Origin of the sequence: Micromonospora sp. DT233 (assembly GCF_049841815.1) — a bacterium.
Taxonomy (GTDB): Bacteria; Actinomycetota; Actinomycetes; order Mycobacteriales; family Micromonosporaceae; genus Micromonospora.
Map to the genome: position 1 here is coordinate 340524 of NZ_JBNCLB010000001.1, position 21689 is coordinate 362212.

The 21689-nt window shown below is 73.4% G+C and carries 18 protein-coding genes; 6 read left to right on the forward strand and 12 right to left on the reverse strand.

Translation table 11 applies throughout. The features are described 5' to 3' along the window. Nucleotides 1–5: 5 nt before the first annotated feature. Nucleotides 6–1919, reverse strand: coding sequence for a glutamine--fructose-6-phosphate transaminase (isomerizing) (gene glmS, locus ACLQ2V_RS01570; protein WP_425716515.1), 1914 nt, complete (start codon nucleotides 1917–1919; stop codon nucleotides 6–8). Between the two features lie 162 nt (nucleotides 1920–2081). Between glmS and ACLQ2V_RS01575 the strand changes: the two genes are divergently transcribed. Further along, complete coding sequence (locus ACLQ2V_RS01575; RefSeq protein WP_425716516.1) at nucleotides 2082–3275, forward strand: pyridoxal phosphate-dependent aminotransferase; 1194 nt, start codon at nucleotides 2082–2084, stop codon at nucleotides 3273–3275. Nucleotides 3276–3317: 42 nt separating this feature from the next. On the opposite strand, the gene glmM is transcribed toward ACLQ2V_RS01575, so the two are convergent. The 5 genes from glmM to ACLQ2V_RS01600 form a co-directional block, all read right to left on the reverse strand. Then, a complete protein-coding gene (gene glmM / locus ACLQ2V_RS01580; RefSeq protein WP_425716517.1) occupies nucleotides 3318–4673 on the reverse strand; it encodes a phosphoglucosamine mutase in 1356 nt (451 codons plus the stop codon). 113 nt (nucleotides 4674–4786) lie between these two features. Beyond that, entirely contained in the window at nucleotides 4787–5251 is a 465-nt protein-coding gene (gene rpsI, locus ACLQ2V_RS01585) for a 30S ribosomal protein S9 (protein ID WP_425716518.1), read from the reverse strand. A gap of 20 nt (nucleotides 5252–5271) precedes the next feature. Then, the gene (rplM, locus tag ACLQ2V_RS01590) at nucleotides 5272–5715 is read right to left on the reverse strand and encodes a 50S ribosomal protein L13 (RefSeq protein ID WP_425716519.1); all 444 of its coding nucleotides are present in this window, start codon (nucleotides 5713–5715) and stop codon (nucleotides 5272–5274) included. Between the two features lie 264 nt (nucleotides 5716–5979). Then, entirely contained in the window at nucleotides 5980–6285 is a 306-nt protein-coding gene (locus tag ACLQ2V_RS01595) for a type II toxin-antitoxin system PemK/MazF family toxin (protein WP_425716520.1), read from the reverse strand. After that, the gene (locus tag ACLQ2V_RS01600; protein WP_425716521.1) at nucleotides 6263–6520 is read right to left on the reverse strand and encodes a DUF6364 family protein; all 258 of its coding nucleotides are present in this window, start codon (nucleotides 6518–6520) and stop codon (nucleotides 6263–6265) included. Before ACLQ2V_RS01600 ends, ACLQ2V_RS01595 begins: the two co-directional genes overlap by 23 nt. A 623-nt stretch (nucleotides 6521–7143) precedes the next feature. On the opposite strand from ACLQ2V_RS01600, the gene ACLQ2V_RS01605 reads away from it, so the two are divergent. Then, nucleotides 7144–8232: a uroporphyrinogen-III synthase gene (locus tag ACLQ2V_RS01605; protein WP_425716522.1), complete on the forward strand. Its 1089-nt coding sequence runs from the start codon at nucleotides 7144–7146 to the stop codon at nucleotides 8230–8232. Nucleotides 8233–8296: 64 nt separating this feature from the next. Here ACLQ2V_RS01605 and ACLQ2V_RS01610 read toward each other — a convergent pair whose 3' ends face one another. The 4 genes from ACLQ2V_RS01610 to ACLQ2V_RS01625 form a co-directional block, all read right to left on the reverse strand. Next, nucleotides 8297–8920: a GTP-binding protein gene (locus ACLQ2V_RS01610; protein ID WP_425716523.1), complete on the reverse strand. Its 624-nt coding sequence runs from the start codon at nucleotides 8918–8920 to the stop codon at nucleotides 8297–8299. Then, the gene (locus tag ACLQ2V_RS01615) at nucleotides 8901–9266 is read right to left on the reverse strand and encodes a DUF742 domain-containing protein (protein ID WP_425716524.1); all 366 of its coding nucleotides are present in this window, start codon (nucleotides 9264–9266) and stop codon (nucleotides 8901–8903) included. The genes ACLQ2V_RS01610 and ACLQ2V_RS01615 overlap by 20 nt, the downstream gene beginning before the upstream one ends. A 69-nt stretch (nucleotides 9267–9335) precedes the next feature. Then, complete coding sequence (locus tag ACLQ2V_RS01620) at nucleotides 9336–9743, reverse strand: roadblock/LC7 domain-containing protein (protein ID WP_030329975.1); 408 nt, start codon at nucleotides 9741–9743, stop codon at nucleotides 9336–9338. Beyond that, entirely contained in the window at nucleotides 9740–12817 is a 3078-nt protein-coding gene (locus ACLQ2V_RS01625) for a nitrate- and nitrite sensing domain-containing protein (protein WP_425716525.1), read from the reverse strand. The genes ACLQ2V_RS01620 and ACLQ2V_RS01625 overlap by 4 nt, the downstream gene beginning before the upstream one ends. 447 nt (nucleotides 12818–13264) lie before the next feature. On the opposite strand from ACLQ2V_RS01625, the gene ACLQ2V_RS01630 reads away from it, so the two are divergent. Next, a complete protein-coding gene (locus ACLQ2V_RS01630; RefSeq protein ID WP_425716526.1) occupies nucleotides 13265–14455 on the forward strand; it encodes an ABC transporter substrate-binding protein in 1191 nt (396 codons plus the stop codon). Between the two features lie 86 nt (nucleotides 14456–14541). Here ACLQ2V_RS01630 and ACLQ2V_RS01635 read toward each other — a convergent pair whose 3' ends face one another. Beyond that, a complete protein-coding gene (locus ACLQ2V_RS01635) occupies nucleotides 14542–15441 on the reverse strand; it encodes an ABC transporter permease (RefSeq protein ID WP_425716527.1) in 900 nt (299 codons plus the stop codon). Between the two features lie 101 nt (nucleotides 15442–15542). Beyond that, nucleotides 15543–16571: an ABC transporter substrate-binding protein gene (locus tag ACLQ2V_RS01640; protein WP_425716528.1), complete on the reverse strand. Its 1029-nt coding sequence runs from the start codon at nucleotides 16569–16571 to the stop codon at nucleotides 15543–15545. A 263-nt stretch (nucleotides 16572–16834) separates the two neighbouring features. On the opposite strand from ACLQ2V_RS01640, the gene ACLQ2V_RS01645 reads away from it, so the two are divergent. The 3 genes from ACLQ2V_RS01645 to ACLQ2V_RS01655 all read left to right on the forward strand — a co-directional run bounded on the left by ACLQ2V_RS01645 (nucleotide 16835) and on the right by ACLQ2V_RS01655 (nucleotide 21675). After that, entirely contained in the window at nucleotides 16835–17638 is an 804-nt protein-coding gene (locus tag ACLQ2V_RS01645) for an ABC transporter ATP-binding protein (RefSeq protein ID WP_425716529.1), read from the forward strand. 2 nt (nucleotides 17639–17640) lie between these two features. Next, nucleotides 17641–18591, forward strand: a complete 951-nt coding sequence (locus ACLQ2V_RS01650; RefSeq protein WP_425716982.1) for a TIGR03560 family F420-dependent LLM class oxidoreductase — start codon at nucleotides 17641–17643, stop codon at nucleotides 18589–18591. 213 nt (nucleotides 18592–18804) lie between these two features. Then, the gene (locus ACLQ2V_RS01655; protein ID WP_425716530.1) at nucleotides 18805–21675 is read left to right on the forward strand and encodes a hypothetical protein; all 2871 of its coding nucleotides are present in this window, start codon (nucleotides 18805–18807) and stop codon (nucleotides 21673–21675) included. The last annotated feature ends 14 nt before the right edge of the window (nucleotides 21676–21689 follow it).

Below are 21689 nucleotides of genomic sequence, written 5' to 3' on the forward strand. Positions count from 1 at the left end.
GTCGGCTACTCGACGGTGACGGACTTGGCCAGGTTGCGAGGCTGGTCGACGTCGTGGCCCCGGGCGGCGGCGATCTCCGCCGCGAGCACCTGCAACGGCACGGTGGTCACCAGCGGGGCCAGCAGGGTCGGGGTGCGCGGCACCCGGATCAGGTCGTCGGCGTAGCGGACGACGGCCTCGTCGCCCTCCTCGGCGATCACGATGGTCCGGGCGCCCCGCGCCCGCACCTCCTGGATGTTGGAGACGATCTTGTCGTGCAGCATGCCCCGGCCGATCGGGGACGGCACGATGCAGACCACCGGGGTGCCCTTGTCGATCAGGGCGATCGAGCCGTGCTTCAGCTCGCCGGCGGCGAACCCCTCGGCGTGCATGTACGCCAGCTCCTTGAGCTTGAGCGCGCCCTCCAGGGCCACCGGGTAGCCCACGTGCCGGCCGATGAAGAGCACCGTGGGCTCGTTGCAGATCTGCCGGGCCAGCTCGCGCACCGGCTCGATGCGGTCCAGCAGCTCGCGCAGCTTGCCGGGCATCTGGTGGAGCTGGTCCACCACGGCGGTCACCTCGTCGGCGAACTTGATGCCGCGCACCTGGGCCAGGTGCAGCCCGATCAGGTAGCAGGCGACCAACTGGGTGAGGAACGCCTTGGTGGAGGCGACGGCGATCTCCGGCCCGCCGTGGGTGTAGAGGACGGCGTCGGACTCCCGGGGGATGGTCGACCCGTTGGTGTTGCAGATGGCCAGGATGCGGGCCTTCTGCTCCTTGGCGTGGCGCAGCGCCATCAGCGTGTCCATGGTCTCGCCGGACTGCGAGATCACCACGACCAGGGTGGACCGGTCGAGCACCGGGTCGCGGTAGCGGAACTCGCTGGCCAGTTCCACCTCGCAGGGGATCCGGGTCCAGTGCTCGATGGCGTACTTGGCGACCAGCCCGGAGTGGTACGCGGTGCCGCAGGCGACGATGAAGATCTTGTCCACGTCGCGCAGGTCCTGGTCGCTGAGGCGCACCTCGTCGAGCGCGATCTCGCCGGACTCGGTGAGCCGGCCGAGCAGGGTGTCGGCGACGGCCTGCGGCTGCTCCTCGATCTCCTTGAGCATGAACCAGTCGTAGCCGCCCTTCTCCGCCGCCGAGGCGTCCCAGTCGACGTGGAAGTCCTTGCCCGTCGCGGGCCGGCCGGCGAAGTCGGAGATCTCGACGGTGTCGGCGGTGATCAGGACGATCTGGTCCTGGCCCAGCTCGATGGCCTCGCGGGTGTGCTCGATGAACGCGGCGACGTCGCTGGCGAGATAGTTCTCCCCGTCGCCCCGCCCGACCACCAGGGGGGAGTTGCGGCGGGCGCCGACCACCGCGCCTGGCACGTCGGCGTCGACGGCCAGCAGCGTGAACGCCCCTTCGAGGCGCTGACAGACCGCGCGCATGGCGGTGACGAGGAGTTGCGGGCTGTCCGGCTCACCGGCGGCCCGCAGCTCGGCCAGCGCGGCGGAGAGCAGGTGCGCGGCGCACTCGGTGTCGGTGTCGCTGACGAACTGGACGCCGTCGTCCTCCAGCTCGGTGCGGAGCTTGGCGAAGTTCTCGATGATGCCGTTGTGGATCACCGCGACCCGGCCCTCGGGGGCGACGTGCGGGTGCGCGTTGCGATCGGTGGGGCCGCCGTGGGTGGCCCAGCGGGTGTGCCCGATCCCGGTGGTGCCGTCGCCGATGCCGATCGGGCTCGCGGCGCAGCCCTCGGGGTCGACGGCGGCGCGCTCGGCCAGCATCTTCTCCAGGTTGGCCAGCTTGCCGGCCTTCTTCTCGGTCAGCAGCACGTCGTCGCAGACGACGGCCACGCCGGCCGAGTCGTAGCCGCGGTACTCCAGGCGGCGCAAGCCGTCGAGCACGATGCCGAGCGCCGGACGCGCCCCGGCGTAACCCACGATTCCACACATGATCCCCAGCCTAACCCAGTTTCGCTCATGTTGCGTGCTCGAAACCAGGTTGAACAAGCATCCGATTTGATCGAACGGGGGGGGAGGCATGTCGGCGCCGGCCGAGCCGGGCCCGGCCGGCGGCGCTGGGCACGGCCGCGCGCGGCCCGTAGGCTGACCCGGGTGACGACACCCACCGATGTCGACCCGCTGGTTGCGCGGATGCGTCCCTTCGGGACGACCATCTTCGCCGAGATGTCCGCCCTGGCCGTGCGCACCGGCGCGGTCAACCTGGGCCAGGGCTTCCCGGACACCGACGGCCCACCGGAGATGCTGGCCGCCGCCGCCGAGGCCCTGCGCGGCGGCCACAACCAGTACCCGCCCGGTCCGGGCGTCCCCGCGCTGCGGGCCGCCGTCGCCGAGCACCAGCGCCGCTTCTGGGGCCTGGAGTACGACCCGAACGGCGAGATCGTCGTCACCGCCGGGGCCACCGAGGCGATCGCGGCCACCATCCTCGCCCTCTGCGAACCGGGCGACGAGGTGGTCTGCTTCGAGCCGTACTACGACTCGTACGCGGCCTCGATCGCACTTGCCGGCGCGGTCCGGCGGCCGGTGACCCTGCGGCCCGGCGCGGACGGCCGGTACGCCTTCGACCCGGACGCGCTGCGCGCGGCGTTCGGGCCACGGACCCGGCTGGTGCTGCTCAACTCGCCGCACAACCCGACGGGCAAGGTCTTCACCCCCGACGAGTTGGCGCTGGTGGGCGCCCTCTGCCGCGAACACGACGCGTACGCGGTGACCGACGAGGTGTACGAGCACCTCGTCTTCGACGACGCCGCGGCCCCCCACGTGCCGCTGGCCACGCTGCCCGGGATGCGGGAGCGGACGCTGCGCATCTCCTCGGCCGGCAAGACGTTCTCCTGCACCGGCTGGAAGGTCGGCTGGGTCAGCGGCCCGGCCCCGCTGGTCTCGGCGGTGCTGCGGGTCAAGCAGTTCCTCACGTTCGTCAACGCGGCCCCGTTGCAGCCGGCGGTGGCGGTGGCCCTCGCTCTGCCGGACGCGTACTTCGCCGACTTCACCGCCGGCATGCGGGCCCGCCGCGACCAGCTCGTCGCCGGCCTCTCCGACGCAGGCTTCGACGTGCTCACCCCCGAGGGGACGTACTTCGTCACCGCCGACGTCACCCGGCTCGGCGGCCGGGACGGGGTCGAGTTCTGCCGGTCGCTGCCGGAGCGCTGCGGGGTGGTCGCCGTGCCGACCCAGGTGTTCTACGACGACGCCGAGGCGGGCCGGCGGCTGGTCCGGTTCGCCTTCTGCAAGCGCCCCGAGGTGCTCACCGAGGCCGTCGCCCGGCTGGGCCGGCTGAGCCCGGCCTGAGGCCGCACGCCCAGCCGGCCGGGCACCGGTTGCCCCGGCGGGTCAGGCGGTGGGGCTGGCGGCGCGGACGTGTTCGGCGATGCGCTCGGCGACCTCGCGGGCGGTGCGCTCGGTGGCCGCCTCGACCATGACCCGGACCAGGGGCTCCGTCCCCGAGGGGCGCAGCAGCACCCGCCCGGTCTCGCCCAGCTCCGCCTCGACCCGGTCGACCTCGGCCCGGACGGCGGGCGCGGCGGCGGCCACCGAACGGTCCCCGACCGACACGTTGATCAACACCTGCGGCAGCTTGGTCAACACGGCGGCCAGCTCCGCCAGGGACTGCCCGGTCTGCGCCATCCGGGCCATCAGGTGCAGCCCGGTCAGCACGCCGTCGCCGGTGGTCGCGTACGCCGGCATGACGATGTGCCCGCTCTGCTCGCCGCCGAGGGCCAGGCCGGAGGCATGCAGCTCCTCCAGGACGTACCGGTCGCCGACCTTGGTCTCGACCAGCCGGATGCCCCGCGCGGACATGGCCAGCCGCAGGCCGAGGTTGCTCATCACCGTGGCGACCAGGGTGTCCTCGGTGAGCGTTCCGGCATCGCGCATGGCCAGGGCCAGGATCGCCATCACCTGGTCCCCGTCGACCTCCTCGCCGTCGGCGGTGACCGCCACGCAGCGGTCGGCGTCGCCGTCGTGGGCGATGCCCAGGTGCGCGCCGTGCGCGACCACGGCCTCACGCAGCCCGTCGAGGTGGTTGGAGCCGCAGTCGTCGTTGATGTTCAGGCCGTCGGGCTCGGCGTGGATGGCGATCACCTCGGCCCCGGCCTCCCGGTACACCACGGGCGCCACCTCGGCCGCCGCGCCGTTGGCGCAGTCGACCACCACCTTGATCCCGTCCAGGGGGTGCGGCAGGGTCCCGGTGAGGTGCGCGACGTAGTGGTCCGCGCCGTCGAGCAGGTCGTGCACGCGCCCCACTCCGGCGCCGATCGGCCGGTCCCAGGCGGTGACGGCGTTCGCCTCGACGGCCGCCTCGATCCGCATCTCGATCTCGTCGGGGAGCTTGTGCCCGCCGGCTGCGAAGATCTTGATGCCGTTGTCCGGCATCGGGTTGTGCGACGCGGAGAGCATCACGCCCAGGTCGGCCTTGGTCTCGGCGGTGAGGAACGCCACGGCCGGGGTGGGCAGCACGCCGACCCGCACCACGTTCGCTCCGGCGCTGGTGAGCCCCGCCACCACCGCCGCCTCCAGCATCTCGCCGCTGGCCCGGGTGTCCCGCCCGACCACCGCCAGCGGCGGATGACTGCGGTCCGTCTCGGCGAGCGTGTGCGCGGCGGCGACCGCCACCGCGAGCGCCAGCTCGGGAGTGAGGTCCGCGTTTGCCCGCCCGCGTACGCCGTCCGTGCCGAACAACCGGCCCATACCCGCCAACCTCCGTGGAAATGGTGCATCGAAAAAAACGAAACGGCCGGGCCACCTCCCGCGAGGGGAGGCGGACCCGGCCGTTCGTCAGAAGTACAACGTGCCGCTGATGATCAGCGCTTCGAGTACTGGGGAGCCTTACGGGCCTTCTTGAGGCCGTACTTCTTGCTCTCCTTGACCCGGGCGTCACGGGTCAGGAAGCCGGCCTTCTTCAGGGCCGGGCGGTCGTCGGGCTCGTTGACGATCAGCGCCCGCGCGATGCCGAGCCGCAGCGCACCGGCCTGGCCGGTGGTGCCGCCGCCACGCAGGTTGGCGATGACGTCGAACGCCTCGAGCTTCTCGGCGGTCACCAGCGGGTCCTTGATGAGCTGCTGGTGCACCTTGCTCGGGAAGTAAGCCTCGAGCTCCTGGCCGTTGCAGGTGATCTTGCCGGTGCCCGGGACGAGGCGGACCCGGACGATGGCCTCCTTGCGGCGGCCGACGGTCTGGATCGGCCGGTCGCCACGGGGCGCGCGGGCGACGGGCGCCGGCGCCTCGGTGGCCTCGGGGGCGACCTCGGTCTCGGTGATGTCGGTCATGCTGCTTCCTTCGCCCGCGCTCACTGCGCGATCTGCTTGATCTCGAACGGCACCGGCTGCTGGGCGCCGTGCGGGTGCTCGGCACCGGCGTAGACCTTCAGCTTCTTGATCAGCTGACGGCCGAGCTTGTTGTGCGGGAGCATCCCCTTCACGGCCAGCTCGATGGCCCGGTCGGGACGCTTGCTCAGCAGCTCCTCGTAGCCGACCTGCTTGAGGCCACCCGGGTAACCGGAGTGGCGGTAGGCGACCTTGGTCTGCCGCTTGTTGCCGGTCAGCGCCACCTTGCCCGCGTTCACGATGACGACGAAGTCGCCCGTGTCGACGTGCGGCGCGAAAGTCGGCTTGTGCTTGCCGCGCAGCAGCGTGGCGGCGTGGGTGGCCAGGCGGCCCAGCACGACATCAGAGGCGTCGATTACGTGCCACTGACGCTCGATCTCACCCGGCTTCGGGCTGTACGTACGCACAGGTCTACCTTGTCTCGTCGTCGGTCTGTGGTCGCGCGCCGAGGTGACAGGCGCACACGAACGACCAAGCGTACCTGATGCGGCACGCCTCTGGATGTCGTACAACAGCGGGCAACGATACTCGGGGGCACGTCGGCAGGTCAAAACGGGGGTCCGCCCCGCGCGCGCCGCCCGCCCTATCATGACACGGCTCACACCGATCCCCGTCGTCGCGGGTGCGCTGACGGGCCGCTGCGTGCCCCGGCCGCCCCCGGATCGTCGCGGTCAGAGCTCCTGGAGGATACGCAGCGCCCGCCCGACCCGCAGCATCGTGTCGGCGTCGGCCACGTCCACGCACTCGGTGAACCACTTCTTCATCGGCGAGGAGATCCGGTCGGGCATCACCACGTACCGGTGCATGGTCACGGCCAGCGGCGAGTCGCGCAGCAGCGCCTCCTCGACCACCTCGGCCACGATCACGATCGGCACGTCGGTGGAGTTGTAGACGTCGGAGCTGACCACCAGGCCGAGCCGCTCCCGGGCGCCGGAGATGCGCCACACCTCCCCCCTACGCAGCACGTGGCCGCCCACCGAAGAGCGCGTCGTCGACCATCGCCACCTCGCGGGCGTCGGCGAGGGCCGCCGCCTCCAGGTCTCCCCCGGCGCGGCCGACGGCGACGGCGTGCGCGGCGAAGACCTCGCGCAGCGCCTTCTCCCGGGCGGCCCGGTCCATCCAGGCGGAGAGCGACAGCCCTTCGCGCCGGGCGAACCGCCGCGCCTCCTCGATCGTCTCGTCGGAGAACGACAGCGTCACCTTGGCAGTCATGCCGCCCAGACTACCTGTGGTATGACCGATGGTCATCCCAATGGGCACCCACCGCCGAACCACGCAAACGACCAGCCTTGCGAAGAATGACCCGTCATGCTGGCCAGCCAAATCCGGCAGGCCGCCCCTCAAGACCACCCTCGGGAGCGGCTAACCCCCCCGCCCCCCGCGCCCCTAACTGCGCCGATCATGGACTTATGGTGCCCCGAAAGTGGGATTTACCACTTCTGTCCGCCACCACAAGTCCAAGATCGGCGCAGGCGGGGGGGCGGGGGGCGGGGCGGGGGGGCGGGGGGCGGGGCGGGGAATAGCGCCGGGTTTGGCTTACCCGCACCTCGCGGGTGCCGTCGCGCCCACCCGGTCGGCGGGTGCGTGAGGTGCTTCTTGACAGGAGCGAAACACCCGAGACCCGAAGTCGAAACGGCCCGCCGGCACGCTTTGCGGACATGACGGACGGTGCGCGGCCGGCGACAGCGGAGGGAATCCCCTCCCGTACGACGACGCCGCCCCGCCGGCACCGGCCGCCCCGCCAGCCCGGCCCGTGTGGGCGGACCCGACGGCCCCGCTCGTGCCGGGTGCTTCGACGCGCCCGGCCGGGGCGCGGCGGCGACCGGGAGCGGTGAATGCGCGACGAACTGGCCGGCTTCACCATCGGGGTCACCGCGGACCGCCGCCGCGACGAGCTGGCCATGCTGCTGCAACGGCGCGGCGCGCGGGTGGTGGTCGCGCCGGCCCTACGGATCGTGCCGCTGACCGACGACACCGACCTGCGCGCGGCGACCCGCGCCTGCCTGGAGCACCCGCCGCACGTGCTGATGGCCGACACCGGCATCGGGATGCGCGGCTGGCTGGAGGCGGCCGAGGGCTGGGGACTCGCCGCGCCGCTGCGCGCCGTGCTGGCCCAGGCGTACGCGGTGGCCCGGGGCCCGAAGGCGCGTAGTGCGCTGCGCGCCTTCGGGCTGCGCCACCGCTGGTCCCCGGAGTCGGAGAGCTGGGAGGAGGTCGTCGACCACCTGGTCCGGCACGGGGTGGCCGGGCGGGTGGTCGCGATGCAGCTGCACGGCGACCGGCAGCCCGAGTGCCGGGCCGCCCTGGAACGGGCCGGCGCGACCGTGATCGAGGTGCCGGTCTACCGGTGGGCCCCGCCGACCGACCCGGCGCCCCTGCACCGGCTGATCGACCTGGTCGCCGGTCGGCTGGTGGACGCGGTCACCTTCACCTCCGCGCCGGCCGCCGAGGCGTTGCTGCACGCCGCCGGGGACCGTGCCGAGACGGTCCTGGCGGCGCTGCGCAGCGACGTGCTGGCCGGCTGCGTCGGCGCGGTCACCGCCGAGCCCCTGGTACGCCGGGGCGTGCCGGTCAGCGCGCCGAGCCGCGCCCGCCTCGGCGCCCTGGTCCGCACGATCGTCGACGAGCTGCCCCGGCGCACGGTCAGCGTCCGGGCCGGCGGTCACCTGTTGACCCTGCGCGGCCACGCCGCCGTGGTCGACGGCGAACTGCGCCACCTCGCCCCGGCACCGATGGCGGTGCTGCGGGCGCTCGCCGCCGCACCGGGGCGGGTGTTCTCCCGCGCCACCCTGCTGCGGACGCTGCCGCGCGGCGCGGACGAGCACGCCGTGGAGATGGCCGTGGCCCGGTTACGGGCCGGGCTGCGGGCCCCCCGGGTGGTGCAGACGGTGATCAAGCGCGGCTACCGGCTCCGGATCGACTGACCACCCCACGACGCCGTCGGCGGTGACCCGGACGACCGGACCACCGCCGACGACGCGGGCAGTGTCAGCCGACCGGGGCCGGGTAGCCCCGCCCGTGCTCGGACTGCAGGCGCAGCATGGCGTGCTCGACGACGGTCACCAGCACCTGCTTGACCGACTCCCGGTGCCGGGCGTCGGTCATGATCAACGGCACCTGGGGCGAGATGGCGAGGGCCTCGCGGATCTCCTCCAGCTCGTACTGCGGCGCGTTGTCGAACCGGTTGAGCGCCACCACGTACGGCAGGCGGCGGTTCTCGAAGTAGTCCAGCGGCGCGAACGCATCGGTGATCCGGCGGGTGTCGACGAGCACCGCCGCGCCCACCGCACCCTTGATGATCTCGTCCCACATGAACCAGAACCGGGTCTGGCCGGGCGTGCCGAAGAGGTAGAGGATCAGATCCTCGGCCATGGTGATCCGGCCGAAGTCCATGGCGACCGTGGTGGTCTGCTTGCCCGGCACCTTCGACGGGTCGTCGATCCCGACGCCGGCGGCCGTCATCACCGCCTCGGTGGTCAGCGGAGTGATCTCCGAGACCGCGCCGACCAGGGTCGTCTTGCCCACGCCGAAGCCACCTGCAACCACGATCTTCGCGGAGGTGATCCCGCGGTTGCGGCGTGCCCCGGCCGGGTCATAGCCTGCGAAGTCCACTTAGCACCCTTCCAAGGATTTCCATCCGCTCCTCGTACCCTTCGGGCGGAGCGGCAGTGTGTAGCGTGAGCAGGCCCTCGGCCACCATGTCCGCGACCAGCACCCTGGTGACACCCAGCGGCATCCGGGTGTACGCGGCGACCTCGGCCAGCGACTGCGGCCGGCCCTCGCAGACCGTGGCGATCCGGTGCTTGTCGTGGCCGGCGAACCGGGACTCGGCGACCGCCGTGGGGCTGGCCGTGAGCACCGCCTCCAGCGCGATGTCCGAACGCGGCTCCGTACGGCCACGGGTGACCGCGTACGGCCGCACCAGCGCGCCGCGCGGGTCCTCCCGCCGTTGGTCCATCCGCGATCACCTCCTTCCGCGGCGTCGCCTGTCGACGCCTCGTCGGTCCGTCCGTGTGGCCTTGCCCTGCTACGAGCGCACCGCGTCCCGGGGCAGCGGCACCAGCGCGGCGCCCACCCGTTCGACCAGCAGTGCCATCTCGTATCCGACCTGGCCGACGTCGCAGCTGCGGGCGGCGAGCACCGCCATCGACGAGCCGTCGCTGATCGACATGAGGAACAGGTAGCCGCTGTCCATCTCGATGACCGTCTGGAGCACCCCGCCGGCGCTGAACATGCGGGCCGCGCCCTCGGTCAGGCTCACCACCCCGGAGGTGATCGCGGCGAGCTGGTCGGCCCGGTCCGCGGGAAGGTCCCGCGACGAGGCGAGCAGGAGCCCGTCCGCTGACACCGCCACCACGTGGGCGATACCCGCCACGCTGTCGGCGAAGTTGGTGAGCAGCCAACCCATGTCCTGCATGGCCGCTGGCCTGTTCATCGGCTCGTCTCCTTGTTCGGGGTGCTGTTGGGGTCCGTGCCGGCCGTCCGTCCGCGCTGCACGCCGCGGTGGTAGGCCGACAGCAGGCCACGTACTTCGTCGGGGGTGCGCCGGCTGCGGTCCCGGCCGCTCTTCGGCTCGATCCCACCGGGGACGAGCTGCGCCTGCGGAACCCGCTTGGGCAGGCCGGACCGGGTGGTGCCGGCGGCGGCCGGCTCGGCCGCCCGGCTGGCCCGTGACCAGCCCTCGTCGGCGGCGGTCCGCCAGGCCTCCGGGTCGATCGCGGGCTTCGGGGCCGCCTCGGGCGCCGGGGCCGCGACGGGAGCCGGGGCCGCGACGGGAGCCGGGGCCACCGGCGGGGTGTACGCCGGCGGTGGGGCCGCGGCGACGGGAGCGCCGTCGGCGGGGGTGGCCCCCGGGGTACGGGTCGGCAGCGGGGGCCGCGCCGGTGCGGACGGCTGCCGCGCGGCCTTCGGGTCGTCGAAGTTCGGGCGCTGGAAGATCGCCGTCACGTCGTCGCCGTGCGACCGGAACCAGACCGCCTCCATCTCCCGGAAGATCGGTGCCTCGGCCGGCTGGGCCGGACGGGCGACGACCGGGGTCGCCGGGGCGGCGGCGCTCGGTGCCAGGTGGTTGCTGCTCGACCCGCCGGGCGGAGCGTGCGGGGCCGGCGGTGCCAGCGGGGCGGCGGGGGCCGCCGATGCGGTGGGGACGACCGGCTGGTTCGCCGCACCGCCCAGGGTCCGCCGGGGCAGCGGGTCGATGGCCGGGAAGGCCACGGTCGGGCTGCCGAGCGCGGGCCCGCCGGAGGCGAACGCCGGCTGTGCCGGTGCGGGCGGCGGCCCGGCGGGTGCCTGCGTGACGGCCGGCACGGCCGGCTGGGTCACGGTCGGCGCGCCGAAGGGCGAGGCCGGCGCCGGATCCCCCGGCACCTGCCAGCGGGCCGGCGTGGGCGCGGAGTTGCTGCGCCACTGGTCGGCCAGCGTCGCGGTGCGGCCGGCGCCGGCCGGCTCGCCGAGGCCCCTCGGGGTCAGCGGCGTCTGCTCCAGCTGGGCGGGCTGCCGCGCCGGGGGCAGCGACGCCGGCTCGCGGCCCCGCAGCGACGGCAGCACCACGGTCGAGCTGGGCAGCGTCACCTGGGCGACGGTGCCGCCCTCCACGTTGCGCCGCAGCTCCACCCGGATGCCGTACCGGGCGGCGAGGCGGCTCACCACGGCCAGACCCATCAGCCGGAACGCGGCCACGTCGACGGTCGACGGGTTGGCGAGCCGACGGTTGAGCGAGTCGAGCTGCTCGTCGGTCAGGCCGAGGCCCCGGTCCTCCACCTGGATCAGCACGTAGTCGCGGATGCGCCGGCCGTCGGCGACCACCACCGTGTTCGGCGGGGAGAAGCGGGTGGCGTTGTCGAGCAGCTCGGCGACGAGGCGGACCACGTCGTTGACGGCGTGCGCGGCCACCGAGATGTCGGTGTCGACGGTGCCGAACTCGATGCGGTTGTACTGCTCCACCTCGGACTGCGAGGCCCGCAGGACGTCGATCAGCAGCGCGTCGTCGCGCCGGGGCACGGCCGAGTCGGCACCGGCGAGGACCAGCAGGTTCTCGTCGTTGCGGCGCATTCGGGTGGCCAGGTGGTCGAGCTCGAAGAGCTGGGCGAGGCGCTTGGGGTCCTCCTCGCCGCGCTCGATCGCGTCGAGCTCGCCGATCATCCGGTCGACCAGGGTCTGACTGCGGCGGGCCAGGTTGAGGAACATCGCCGAGACGCTGGTCCGCAGCGCGGCCTGCTCGGCGGCGACCCGGACGGCCTCCCGGTGCACGACGTTGAACGCCAGGGCGACCTGACCGACCTCGTCGCGGTTGGTGAGCTTGATCGGGTCCCGGACCTGCCGGACGATCTCCTCCACCCCGCCGTCGCCGACGCTGCCGATGTTCTGCAGCCGGGCGACCGCGTCGGGCAGGTCGTGGTTGGCCACCGACAGGGCGCCCTCGCGCAGCCGGCGCAGCGAGTGGTTGAGCGACCGGGCCAGCACCACGGCCAGCGTGACGGCGACGATCAGGGTCAGCAGCACCAGCACCGACTCGATGACGGCCTGCTGGATGACGTTCGAGCGGGCTTCCTCGGTCTGGCTGAGCAGCCGCTCCTGCAGCCGGATCTCGGCCCAGCGCATCAGGTCGTTGACCGCGCCGATGGACGAGGTGGCGTCGGCCGCGGTGACCGGCGCGTCCTGCCCGACCGATCGGGTCAGGTCGGCGGCCACCCGGTCGGCGAGCGTCACCGCGTCACCGGAGACGGTGCTGTCGACGAGGGCCCGCTGGGTCGGGTCGGCGGCCAGCGAGAAGGCCAGCAGCGCCTCCTGCTGACTGGTCAGGGTGGCCACGAAGGAGGAGAACTGCTCCTCGTCGAGGCGGCCGGCGGCGAGCGCGGTGAACGCGACCGCCTCCTCCTCGGCGACCGCCGCCTTCGCGTGGGCGAACGCGGCCACGGCCCGGCGGGTGTCCGCCAGGCTCTCCTGGCCGGGCAACTGGGCCAGGGCGTCGTTGTAGGAGACCAGGTCGGTGAGGATGACCCCGTAGCGCAGCGCGGCCTCGGCCACCGGCATCTGCTGGCGGTCCAGGACCTCCTGCCGGGTGCTGTTCAGCGTCGCCAGGTGGTCGTCGATGCCCTTGAGGCGGTCGCGCACGGCGTCCGGGACGTCGCCGACCCGGTCACGCTCGGCGTTGTACTGCTCGATGCGGGCGTCCGTGCTGCGCACCCGCAGGTTGTAACCATCGGCCCGCTGGCCGGGCGCGGCCAGGAAGCTGGCCGCGGCCATCCGCTCCTTGTGCAGGTCCTGGGTGAGCGCGGAGATGTCGGTCGACAGCTCGGTCAGTGCCTGGAGCCGGGTCGCCTCCATCGCGCCCTCGCCGGTGGAGACCAGTCGGACGGTGGCGAGCGCGATCACCGCGGCCACCGGCACGACCAGGATCAGCGCCAACTTCGAGCGGATCTTGGCGTCGCGGAGGCGCGGTAGCCGGCGACGCCGACTCCGCTCGTCCGACTCGCCGCTATCGGGCAGGGTCGTAGGTCCGGTGCTCACGACATCGCCTCCGTCGTTTCTTCCACGCCTGAACCGCCGACCCGTGGCCGGTGCAGCGCACAGCGCCGCGCGCGGCACGGCCGCGATTTCATCAGAGATGATCGTGTTTGGGAAGCCGCAGTGAGGCAGGAAACGGTCGCACGGCACTCATCGCGTGATCCGGTCAACTAATACCTTCATTTTCTCAAGCCCCTGAGCAGGGCATGTAACTCCAAGGTGGTCAGGCGCTTATGCAAAGTGAGCGTTTATAAACATCAGGTGACCCCAGCATGTGGGACAGTCATCCCGAAAGCTCCAGAGCATCCGCAGCTTGACCACAGGGCCCGACATTGGCAAGGTTTTGCAGGCTTCGCGCACACCGTACGGCAGACCAATCCCGTTTCTCCACTGAGGACGGATCAAGCGGCGGTGACCGGGCAGTGCCCGCGCCGCACCTGGAGGACTGAGTTGATCCCCATCCGCTCCGTGACCATCACGGCGCTCGCCTCGGCCATTCTGGCCACCACGCTCACCGGCTGCCAACTCGGCGCGGAGGAGCAGGACACGAGCCCCATCGTGATCGCGGTGGACCTGGAACTGTCCGGCTCGGCGGCACCGGCCGGCAAGGCGTACAAGCGCGCCCTGGACCTGAAGGTCGAGCAGCTGAACGCCTCGGGCGCCCTGGGCGCCCGAAAGATCGACCTCAAGGTCAAGGACAACCGCTCGGACGCCAGCGAGTCGCTGCGCAACGTGGGTGACTTCGGCAACGACCCGAAGGTGACCGCCATCATCATGGGCGGCTGCGACGCCTGCGCCGTCGGTGCCGTCGGCACCGTCAACGAGAAGAAGATCCCCACCATCGCCCTCGCCCCGTCCGGCGCGGTCGCCAGCCCGGTGGCGGACCGGCGGTACATGTTCAAGCTCGCCCCCAACGCCGGCGACAGCGCCGCCGCCCTCACCGCCGAGCTGGGCCGTCGCAACGTACGCAAGGCCGCGGTCCTGAGCAGCGCGGACAGCTACGGCAGCGAGGGGCTCGCCGCGTTGCGCAGCGAGTTCAAGAAGGCCGGCATCAAGATGGCCGCCGCCGAGACCGTCAAGGCCACCGACACCGACCTGCGCCAGCCGGTCCGCGCCCTGACCACCGAGGGTACGGGCAAGACCGACGCGCTGGTGGTCTGGACGCCGCCGGAGCAGGCGATGCTCGCCGCCGACGAGGCCAAGAAGGTCAAGTTCAAGGGCGCGCTCTTCTTCGACGCCACGGCGGCCAGCGAGCTGTTCCTCGGCGCGTCCTCCAGTTCGACCGAGCAGGCCACGCTGATCTTCACCCAGACCATGGTCATCGACGACGTCATCGCCACCACCCCGGCCAAGGCGGCCCGCCGCCAGTGGTTCCAGGACTACACGGCCCGGTTCGGCGGTTACAACGGCTTCTCGTCCTTCGCCGCGGACGCCGTCCAGCTCATCGTCGACGCCGAGCTGCGCGACGGCGGCAAGCCCGACACGGTGGACCGGGACGGCCTGCGCGACGTGCTGGAGACCGCCCAGCTCGACGGGCTCTCCGGCCCGATCCGGCTGACCCCGGACAACCACTCCGGGCTGATGCCGCAGGCCCTGACCACCCTGGTGGCCCGGGGCGGTCGTTGGCGGCTGGCCGGCTGAGCCTCCCGGCCGACGACGGACACCCCGGCGGCCGACGACGGACACCCCGGCGGACCGGACGAACCGGTCGGCCGGGGTGTCCCCGTTCACCTGGTCGAGGTGGTCTCCCGAACCCACGGCAGGGCCAGCCGCTCCAGGAAGACCAGCGCCGAGTAGAGCGCGATGCTGATCAGCGCCACCAGCATGATCGCCACCCAGGCGGTGGCGGTGTCGCCGATGCCCGCGTACTGGGTGATCACGAAGCCAAGCCCGCGCTCCCCGGCCTGGAACTCGCCGATCACCGCGCCGATCGCGGCCAGCGGCATGGCGACCTTCAGCCCCACGAAGATCTGCGGCAGCGCGGCCGGGAAGCGCACCTTGCGGAACGCCTGCCACCAGGAGGCGTTCCAGGACCGGACCAGCTCGGCGAGGTCCGCCGGGGTGGTGGTCAGGCCGGTCGCGGTGGAGAGCACGATCGGGAAGAAGCACAGCAGGAAGACCATGGTCAGGATGGGCTGCTGGCCCCAGCCGAGGGCCACCACCAGCAGCGGTCCGAGGGTGATCTTCGGCACCGCGTTGACCGCGACCAGCAGCGGGGTGAACATCCGCTCCACGGTCCGCGAGGCGGCCAGTGAGAGCCCGAGCAGGACCCCGGCCACCGCGGAGAGCGCGAAGCCGAGCAGGATCTCCAGCAGGGTGACGCCGGCGTGTTCGAGCATCTTGTCGGGCTTGTCGGTGAACGCCGACAGCACCGAACCGGGGGTGGGCAGGGCGGCGGGGTGCACCAGCTCCAGCCGGGCGGTGAGCCACCACGCCGCGAAGGCGACCAGCAGGCCGGCGACGGGAAGCAGGGCGGCGCTCAGCCCGTTGCGGACGCCCGCGCCGAAGCCGGCGCGGCCGGGTGTGTGGACGGGACCCGAGGGTGTGATGGCGGGATGGCTGCTCGTGGTGCCGGGGTCGGCGTGCCGGGACGCGGCGGCCGACTCGGCTGACCGGAGGTCGGTCATCTTCTCCTCCTCTCCAACCGGCGCGAGGGCCGGAAAACGTCAACGGAGGCACGCCCCGCCGGAAGGCCGGCGGGGCGTGCCTCCGTTGATGGTCGAACCGCTCAGGCCTTCGGCGTGAGGCTGAAGTCGATGATCTGGTCCGGGGTGATGTTCAGCTTGAGCGACCCGGTGGCCTGGAGAATGGCGATGCTCTTGGCGACCCGGCCGCTGTCCAGCGTGCCGATCTTGGTGCCCGAGTTGCTGGACCGGACGTAGCCCGCCATGAGCTGGAGCTCGGCGGCGGCGGCGGCCGGGTCGCTGGCGTCGACGTTCTTCTTCAGGATGTCGGCCGCCTCCTGCGGGTTGGTCAGCGCGTACTCCAGGCCCTTCATCAGGGCGCCGGAGAACCGCTTGACCATCTCGGGCTTCTCCTTGGCGATCTTGCTGGAGGTGATCAGCACGTTGCCGTAGAGGTCCTGCATCACGTTGCTGTACGGCAGCATGACGGCCTTCTTCTTGGTGATCAGCTCGACCGTCGGCTGGCCGACGACGAACTGGCCGATGCCGTCGACCGAGCCGGAGGCGAGCGTGCCCATCAGGGTCTGCGCCTCGCCGTTGACCCAGGTCACCTTGCTGGCGTCCACGCCGGCGAGCTTGGCGTACGTCGGGAAGAGGTTACGGACCACGGAGCCGGGGGTGTCGGCGAGCTTCTTGCCCTCCAGGTCCTTCGGGGAGGCGATCTGCTTGCCCTCGACGGACACGATGGCCGCCATGGTGCGCTGCTGGATCGCCGCGACGGCGACGAAGTCCTTCGCCTGGCCGTTGCCGAACTGCAGCAGACCGCCGGTGAGGTCGATCGGGCCGAAGTCGGCCTGACCACCCACGATGGTCTGGATCACACCGCCGGTGCCCTGCCCGGGCTTGATCTCGACGTCGAAGCCGGCCTCCTTGAAGAAGCCCTTCTCCTTCGCCACCCAGGCGTAGGAGTCACGGCCGAAGTTGCCGAACGACGTGAGGTAAGTCACCTTCTCCAGCCCCTTGCCGTCGCCGGCTGCGGCGTCGGAGGAGCCCGATCCGCCGCTGCAAGCGGACACCAGGGCGAGGGTGGTGGCCAGAGCGGCCGTGGCGACCGTGCGGGTCAGCCTGTTCATGTGCATCATGTCCTTTCCGACCAGGGACGATGTGTCCCTGGGCGGGTCGTCGAGAGCGACGGCGTCGACAGAGGGGGGAGCCGACGCCACCGTCGTGGGGGGACTTCTCGCGGGCACAGACTACGCAAGGGACCTGCCGGTGTAGCGAGGAGTGTCTGTTGCGGAACGGAAACGAACTGAAATTCACCCCGGGGCCGGTCAGCCGCCGGACGGCGGGCTACCCTGGCTGCGGTCCTGATGGTCCACTCAGGGAGGCAGCGGCCATGATTCGACTGTCCGAGGTGTCCCGTACGTTCGACGGCCGGTCCGGCCGAGTCGAAGCGCTGCGCGGCATCGACCTCGATATCGCCGAGGGCGAGTTCGTTGCCGTGCTGGGCCGCTCAGGCTGCGGAAAGTCCACCCTGCTGCGGATGATCGCCGGCCTGCTGCCGGTCACCTCAGGGCAGATCACCGTCGCCGGCACGCCGATCACCCGGCCCCGCCGGGACATCGCCATGCTGTTCCAGCGACCCGCCCTGCTGCCCTGGCGGTCGGTGTTGGACAATGTTCTGTTGCCCGTGGAGGTCTTCGGCTGGAAACGGGCCAAGCACCGCGACCGGGCCCGGGAACTACTCGAACTGGCCGGGCTGGCCGGGTTCGAGAAGCGGCTGCCGCACGAGCTCTCCGGCGGCATGCAGCAGCGGGTGTCGCTGTGCCGCTCGCTCATCGGCGGCCCCCGGGTGATGCTCATGGACGAGCCCTTCTCCGCCCTCGACGCGCTCACCCGTGAGGAACTCTCCGGTGAGCTCCAGCGGGTGCACATGACCAGCGGCGCCACCATCGTCTTCGTCACCCACTCGATCGACGAGGCGGTCCTGCTGGCCGACCGGGTGGTCGTGCTCAGCCCCCGCCCCGGCCGGATCCGCTCGGTGGTCGAGGTGGACATCCCCCGCCCCCGCACCCTCGGCCGCAACGCCCACCTCGCCGACGTGGCCCGGGTCAGCGCCGAGCTGCACGAGCTGCTGATGGAGCGCGACGCCCCGGCCGGCCCCGGCCGGCTCTCGCCCGTCGGCGCGGACGGGCGATGACCATGCGGGTGACCATCTTCACCGAGCCGCACCGGGGCGCCACCTACGACGACCAGCTGCGCTTCGCCCAGGCCGTCGAGGCCGGCGGGTTCGAGGGCTTCCTGCGAGCCGACCACTACCAGTCCATGGGCGCCGACCCCGGGCTGCCCGGCCCCACCGACGCCTGGCTCACCCTGGCCGCGCTGGCCCGGGAGACCTCCCGGATCCGGCTCGGCACCCTGGTCACCTCCGCCACCTTCCGGCTGCCCGGCCCGCTGGCGGTGATGGTCGCCCAGGTCGACCAGATGAGCGGCGGCCGGGTCGAGCTGGGCATCGGCGCGGGCTGGTACGAGCGGGAGCACCTCTCGTACGGCATTCCCTTCCCCGCCGTGGGGGAACGCTTCGACCGGCTCGGCGAGCAGCTCGAGGTGCTCACCGGCCTGTGGCGCACCCCGCCCGGCGAGACCTACAGCTTCCACGGCGAGCACTACCGCCTGGTGGACGCGCCCGCCCTGCCCAAGCCGGTGCAGCAGCCCGGTCCTCCGGTGATCGTCGGTGGCGGCGGCCCCAAGCGCACCCCGGAGCTGGCCGCCCGGTACGCCGACGAGTTCAACATGCCGTTCAAGAGCGTCGCCCAGACCGCCGCCGCGTTCGAGCGGGTGACCGAGGCGTGCGACCGGCACGGCCGTACGGGATCCGGCCGGGCGCCCCTGGTGCTCTCCGCCGGCATCGTGGTGGCGATCGGGCGCAACGACGCCGAGGTGCACCGCCGGGCCGCACCGATGCACGTCAAGAGCGCCCTCCCGCAGGAGGACCCGGTGATCGGCTCCCCAGCCCAGCTGGTCGAGCGGATCGGCGAGCTGGCCGCCATCGGTGCCACCCGGGTGCACCTGCGCCTGATCGACCTCGCCGACCTCGATCACCTGGACCTCGTCGCGGCCGAGGTGCTGCCGCAACTCACGGCCGGCCGCTGAGCGGCGGCAGAGCGGCGGCAGAGCGGCGGCACACCTGCCCGTCACCGGCGACCGGACCCCCCGCGCCGATCGGCCGGCCGATCGCTCGCCCGTGCGAGGCCGGGGACACGACGGATCCGGCTGGCCGGTCGCGCTCACATAGCCGCAGGCCGGGCGCGTCGCCGCGCCGCGCCAAGGTGGCGATCGGGCGCACCTGGCCGTAACGTGCGCGCCATGGCCGTTCGCACGTGGGGTAAGGCGCTGCTCGGCGCGCTCGGGCTGAGCATGCTGGTCGGGGCCGGTCAGCTCGGCATGGCGTACGGGTTCGGCATCGTCCGGATCACCGGCGACTTCACCGACGCCACCGTCAACCGGTGGCCCGCCCAACTGGTCTGGGTGGGCTGGTTCGCGGCGTCCGCCGCCGTGGCCGGGGCGGTGGTGAGCGCGCAGCTGGCCCGCGCCGCGGGCGCGGCCACCACCACCGGCCGGCTGCGGTTGGCCGGCGCGGCGGCGCTGGGCGCGATGGTCGTCGCCCCACTGTGCATGCAGCCGGCCCGGTCGACCCAACTGAACGGCGTCGACCCGGTGTGGGCGGTCGGCATCTGCGCGATCCTCGGCGCGGTGGTCGGCGGCGGGGCGGCGCTGGCCGTGCTGCTGCGGCCCCCGCTCGGCTGGAACGTGACGATGACCGTCGGCGCGGTCTGGCTGATCGCCCTGGTCTCGTCCCTGCCGGCCCTGGTCGGCACCGGCCCGCTGCCGACCGTACGGCTCGGGGTCTTCGAGCCCGACTGGCTCGCCGCGGGCCCGGCGCAACGGCTGGCCCCGCTGCTCCTGCCGCTGGTGGCCCTGCTCCTCGGCGTGACCTCGGGCCTGCTGGCCCGGCGGCGCGGGCACTCCCCGCTGATCGGCGGCCTGTCCGGCGCGGCGGGTCCCGTGCTGGTCGCCTTCTCCTATCTCGCCGCCGGTCCCGGCGGTTCCGCCGACCGGTACCAGCTCGCGCCGTACTACGGCGCCCTGATCGCGGTGGTCACCGGCGTGCTGGGCGCCACCGCCGCCGCCCTGCTCCGCTGGCCGCTCGTCCCCCGGAGCGAAGCCGTCGACCACCGGGCCGCGCCGTCCGTGGCGCCGGCCGAGGGCGCCGGCCCGTCGGCGATCGAGCCCACCGACATCCTCCGGCCGCTGGCCACCGCGCCGAGCGCCCCGGCGGCCCGCGCCACGGACGGCGACCCGGAGGCCGCCGCCCGCCGGGTCCCCTCGACCGTCGGCGACCCGCTGCGGTACGACAGCGCGGGCATCACCCGCGACCGCACCACGCCGACCGAGGGCAGCCCGGCCGGTGGCGGTTCGGCCGGAGGCACGCCGGCGCACTGGGAGTGGCCACCCTCGGCCGGGAGCGCCGGCGAGGCCGCCGGAAGGGTCGGCGAAGAAGCGGAGAGCGTCGGCGAGGCAGCCGGGACCGCCGGTGCGGCGGCCCTGCCGGCGCAGACCGACACGGCGCGGACCGACACCGCGCGGACCGACACGACACGGACCGACACCGCGCGGACCGACACGACACGGACCGACACGGCGCAGGCCGACACACCCGCCGCCGGCGGCGCGGCGGCCACCCCCGACGCGCCCGCCGCGCCGGTGCCACAGCCGGTGGGCGAGGACGCCCCCCCGGTGCCCGCCGCCCTCGACGACCCGGCGCCGGTGCGGCCCACCTCCCCGGCTCTCGACGCAGACGCCGCGACCACCCCCACCGCCGCCACAACCGCGCCCACCCCCGTCCCGACCCCGCCCACGCCTGCCGCGCCCACCCCCACCACCCTCCCGACCCCGCCCGCCACCGGCTCCGTCGACGCGGACGCGACGGGCCTGGTCACGGCCGGTCGGCCCAAGCGGACCCGGAAGCCGAAGGAATCCACCGCCACGGCGACCGTCACCCCGGCGGCCGCCGACCCCGGTGCGCCCACGACGGCCTCGGCTGCCGCCACCAAGGCCACGGACGCGCCCGTCGCCGCCACCGAGGCCACGGACGCGCCCGTCGCCGCCACCAAGGCCACGGACGCGCCCGTCGCCGGCAGCGACGTCGACCCGGTGGACCCGGCCCCACTCACCCCGACGGCGCAGGTCGCGCCCCCGGCCCGCCCCGAGCCGGCGGCAGCGGCGGACTCCGCCGGCACCACCGTCACGGGCCTCGCCGGCAGCACGGGACCCGCTGCGGGCGACGGTGCCGACGCCGGTGCGCGGGCCGGCACGGACGGTGCGTCGGCAATCGACGACCTTGCCGGCGAGCAGCGGGGCGCGGGAACCCCGGCAACCGGGGTACGGCCCGACCCGCCGACCGTCGAGCCGGCCGGAAGCGCCACTCCGCCGGTGGTCCAACCGCGCCGCCGGCCCCGACCGGTCTTCTTCTTCGAGGCGCCCGCCGTCGACGACGTGGTGCCCCCCGCCCCGCCCGAGGCGGCCTGGACGGTCGACTCCGACCGGGACTGGTCCGCCCCGACTGCGCTTGAGGGCGGCCCGGCCCCCGTGGATCCGGCCCCGCGTCCGCGTCCCCGGCTGCCGCTGCCGGACCTGGACCGGGCGGCGAACTGGGACGCGTTCGGCACCGCCACCCGCCGGGCCCGCCCCCCGGCGGCCGACCGGGAGCCCGCCGCCGGGCAGGCACCCCCGCCGGCCCTCGGCAGCCAACGGGACGGGGCGCAGCCCTCGATCCCCGCCCCGGCCCGGCCCGGTCGGGCCGACGACGACCTGACCGGGTACGCGAAGAGCACCGGTGACCCGACCGGGCACGGGCAGGTCGACGGCGGCGCACCCGAGGGCGGGACGGCCCCCGAAGCCCCGCAGCCGCCCGGGGACGCGGCGGAGGAACCGGCCGGCGGCCGCTCCCGGCTGCGCCGGGCCCTGTTCCGGCGCGGCCGGACGCGGGGCGACGACGACGCGGACCCGACGTCCGAGCGGGACGACCGCCGGGAGCAGGAGCCGCTGCCGGCTCAGGAAGAGGAGTACGTCGACTGGGTCACCGGCCTCGCCCGGCCCGTACCCGACCTGGAAGGCAGGCCCGACGCCAGCGGGGAACGCCCGCAGCGGCCCTCCGGGCGCCACCACCGGGACTGAGCCGGCCAGCCGGG

Excerpts from the sequence above, each read along its gene's own strand:
- glmS (WP_425716515.1), bottom strand. The coding sequence starts at position 1,919 with ATGTGTGGAATCGTGGGTTACGCCGGGGCGCGTCCGGCGCTCGGCATC.
- glmM (WP_425716517.1), bottom strand. The coding sequence starts at position 4,673 with ATGGGCCGGTTGTTCGGCACGGACGGCGTACGCGGGCGGGCAAACGCG.
- rpsI (WP_425716518.1), bottom strand. The coding sequence starts at position 5,251 with ATGACCGACATCACCGAGACCGAGGTCGCCCCCGAGGCCACCGAGGCG.
- ACLQ2V_RS01600 (WP_425716521.1), bottom strand. The coding sequence starts at position 6,520 with ATGACTGCCAAGGTGACGCTGTCGTTCTCCGACGAGACGATCGAGGAG.
- ACLQ2V_RS01605 (WP_425716522.1), top strand. The coding sequence starts at position 7,144 with ATGCGCGACGAACTGGCCGGCTTCACCATCGGGGTCACCGCGGACCGC.
- ACLQ2V_RS01615 (WP_425716524.1), bottom strand. The coding sequence starts at position 9,266 with ATGGACCAACGGCGGGAGGACCCGCGCGGCGCGCTGGTGCGGCCGTAC.
- ACLQ2V_RS01620 (WP_030329975.1), bottom strand. The coding sequence starts at position 9,743 with ATGAACAGGCCAGCGGCCATGCAGGACATGGGTTGGCTGCTCACCAAC.
- ACLQ2V_RS01635 (WP_425716527.1), bottom strand. The coding sequence starts at position 15,441 with ATGACCGACCTCCGGTCAGCCGAGTCGGCCGCCGCGTCCCGGCACGCC.
- ACLQ2V_RS01640 (WP_425716528.1), bottom strand. The coding sequence starts at position 16,571 with ATGAACAGGCTGACCCGCACGGTCGCCACGGCCGCTCTGGCCACCACC.
- ACLQ2V_RS01645 (WP_425716529.1), top strand. The coding sequence starts at position 16,835 with ATGATTCGACTGTCCGAGGTGTCCCGTACGTTCGACGGCCGGTCCGGC.
- ACLQ2V_RS01650 (WP_425716982.1), top strand. The coding sequence starts at position 17,641 with ATGCGGGTGACCATCTTCACCGAGCCGCACCGGGGCGCCACCTACGAC.
- ACLQ2V_RS01655 (WP_425716530.1), top strand. The coding sequence starts at position 18,805 with ATGGCCGTTCGCACGTGGGGTAAGGCGCTGCTCGGCGCGCTCGGGCTG.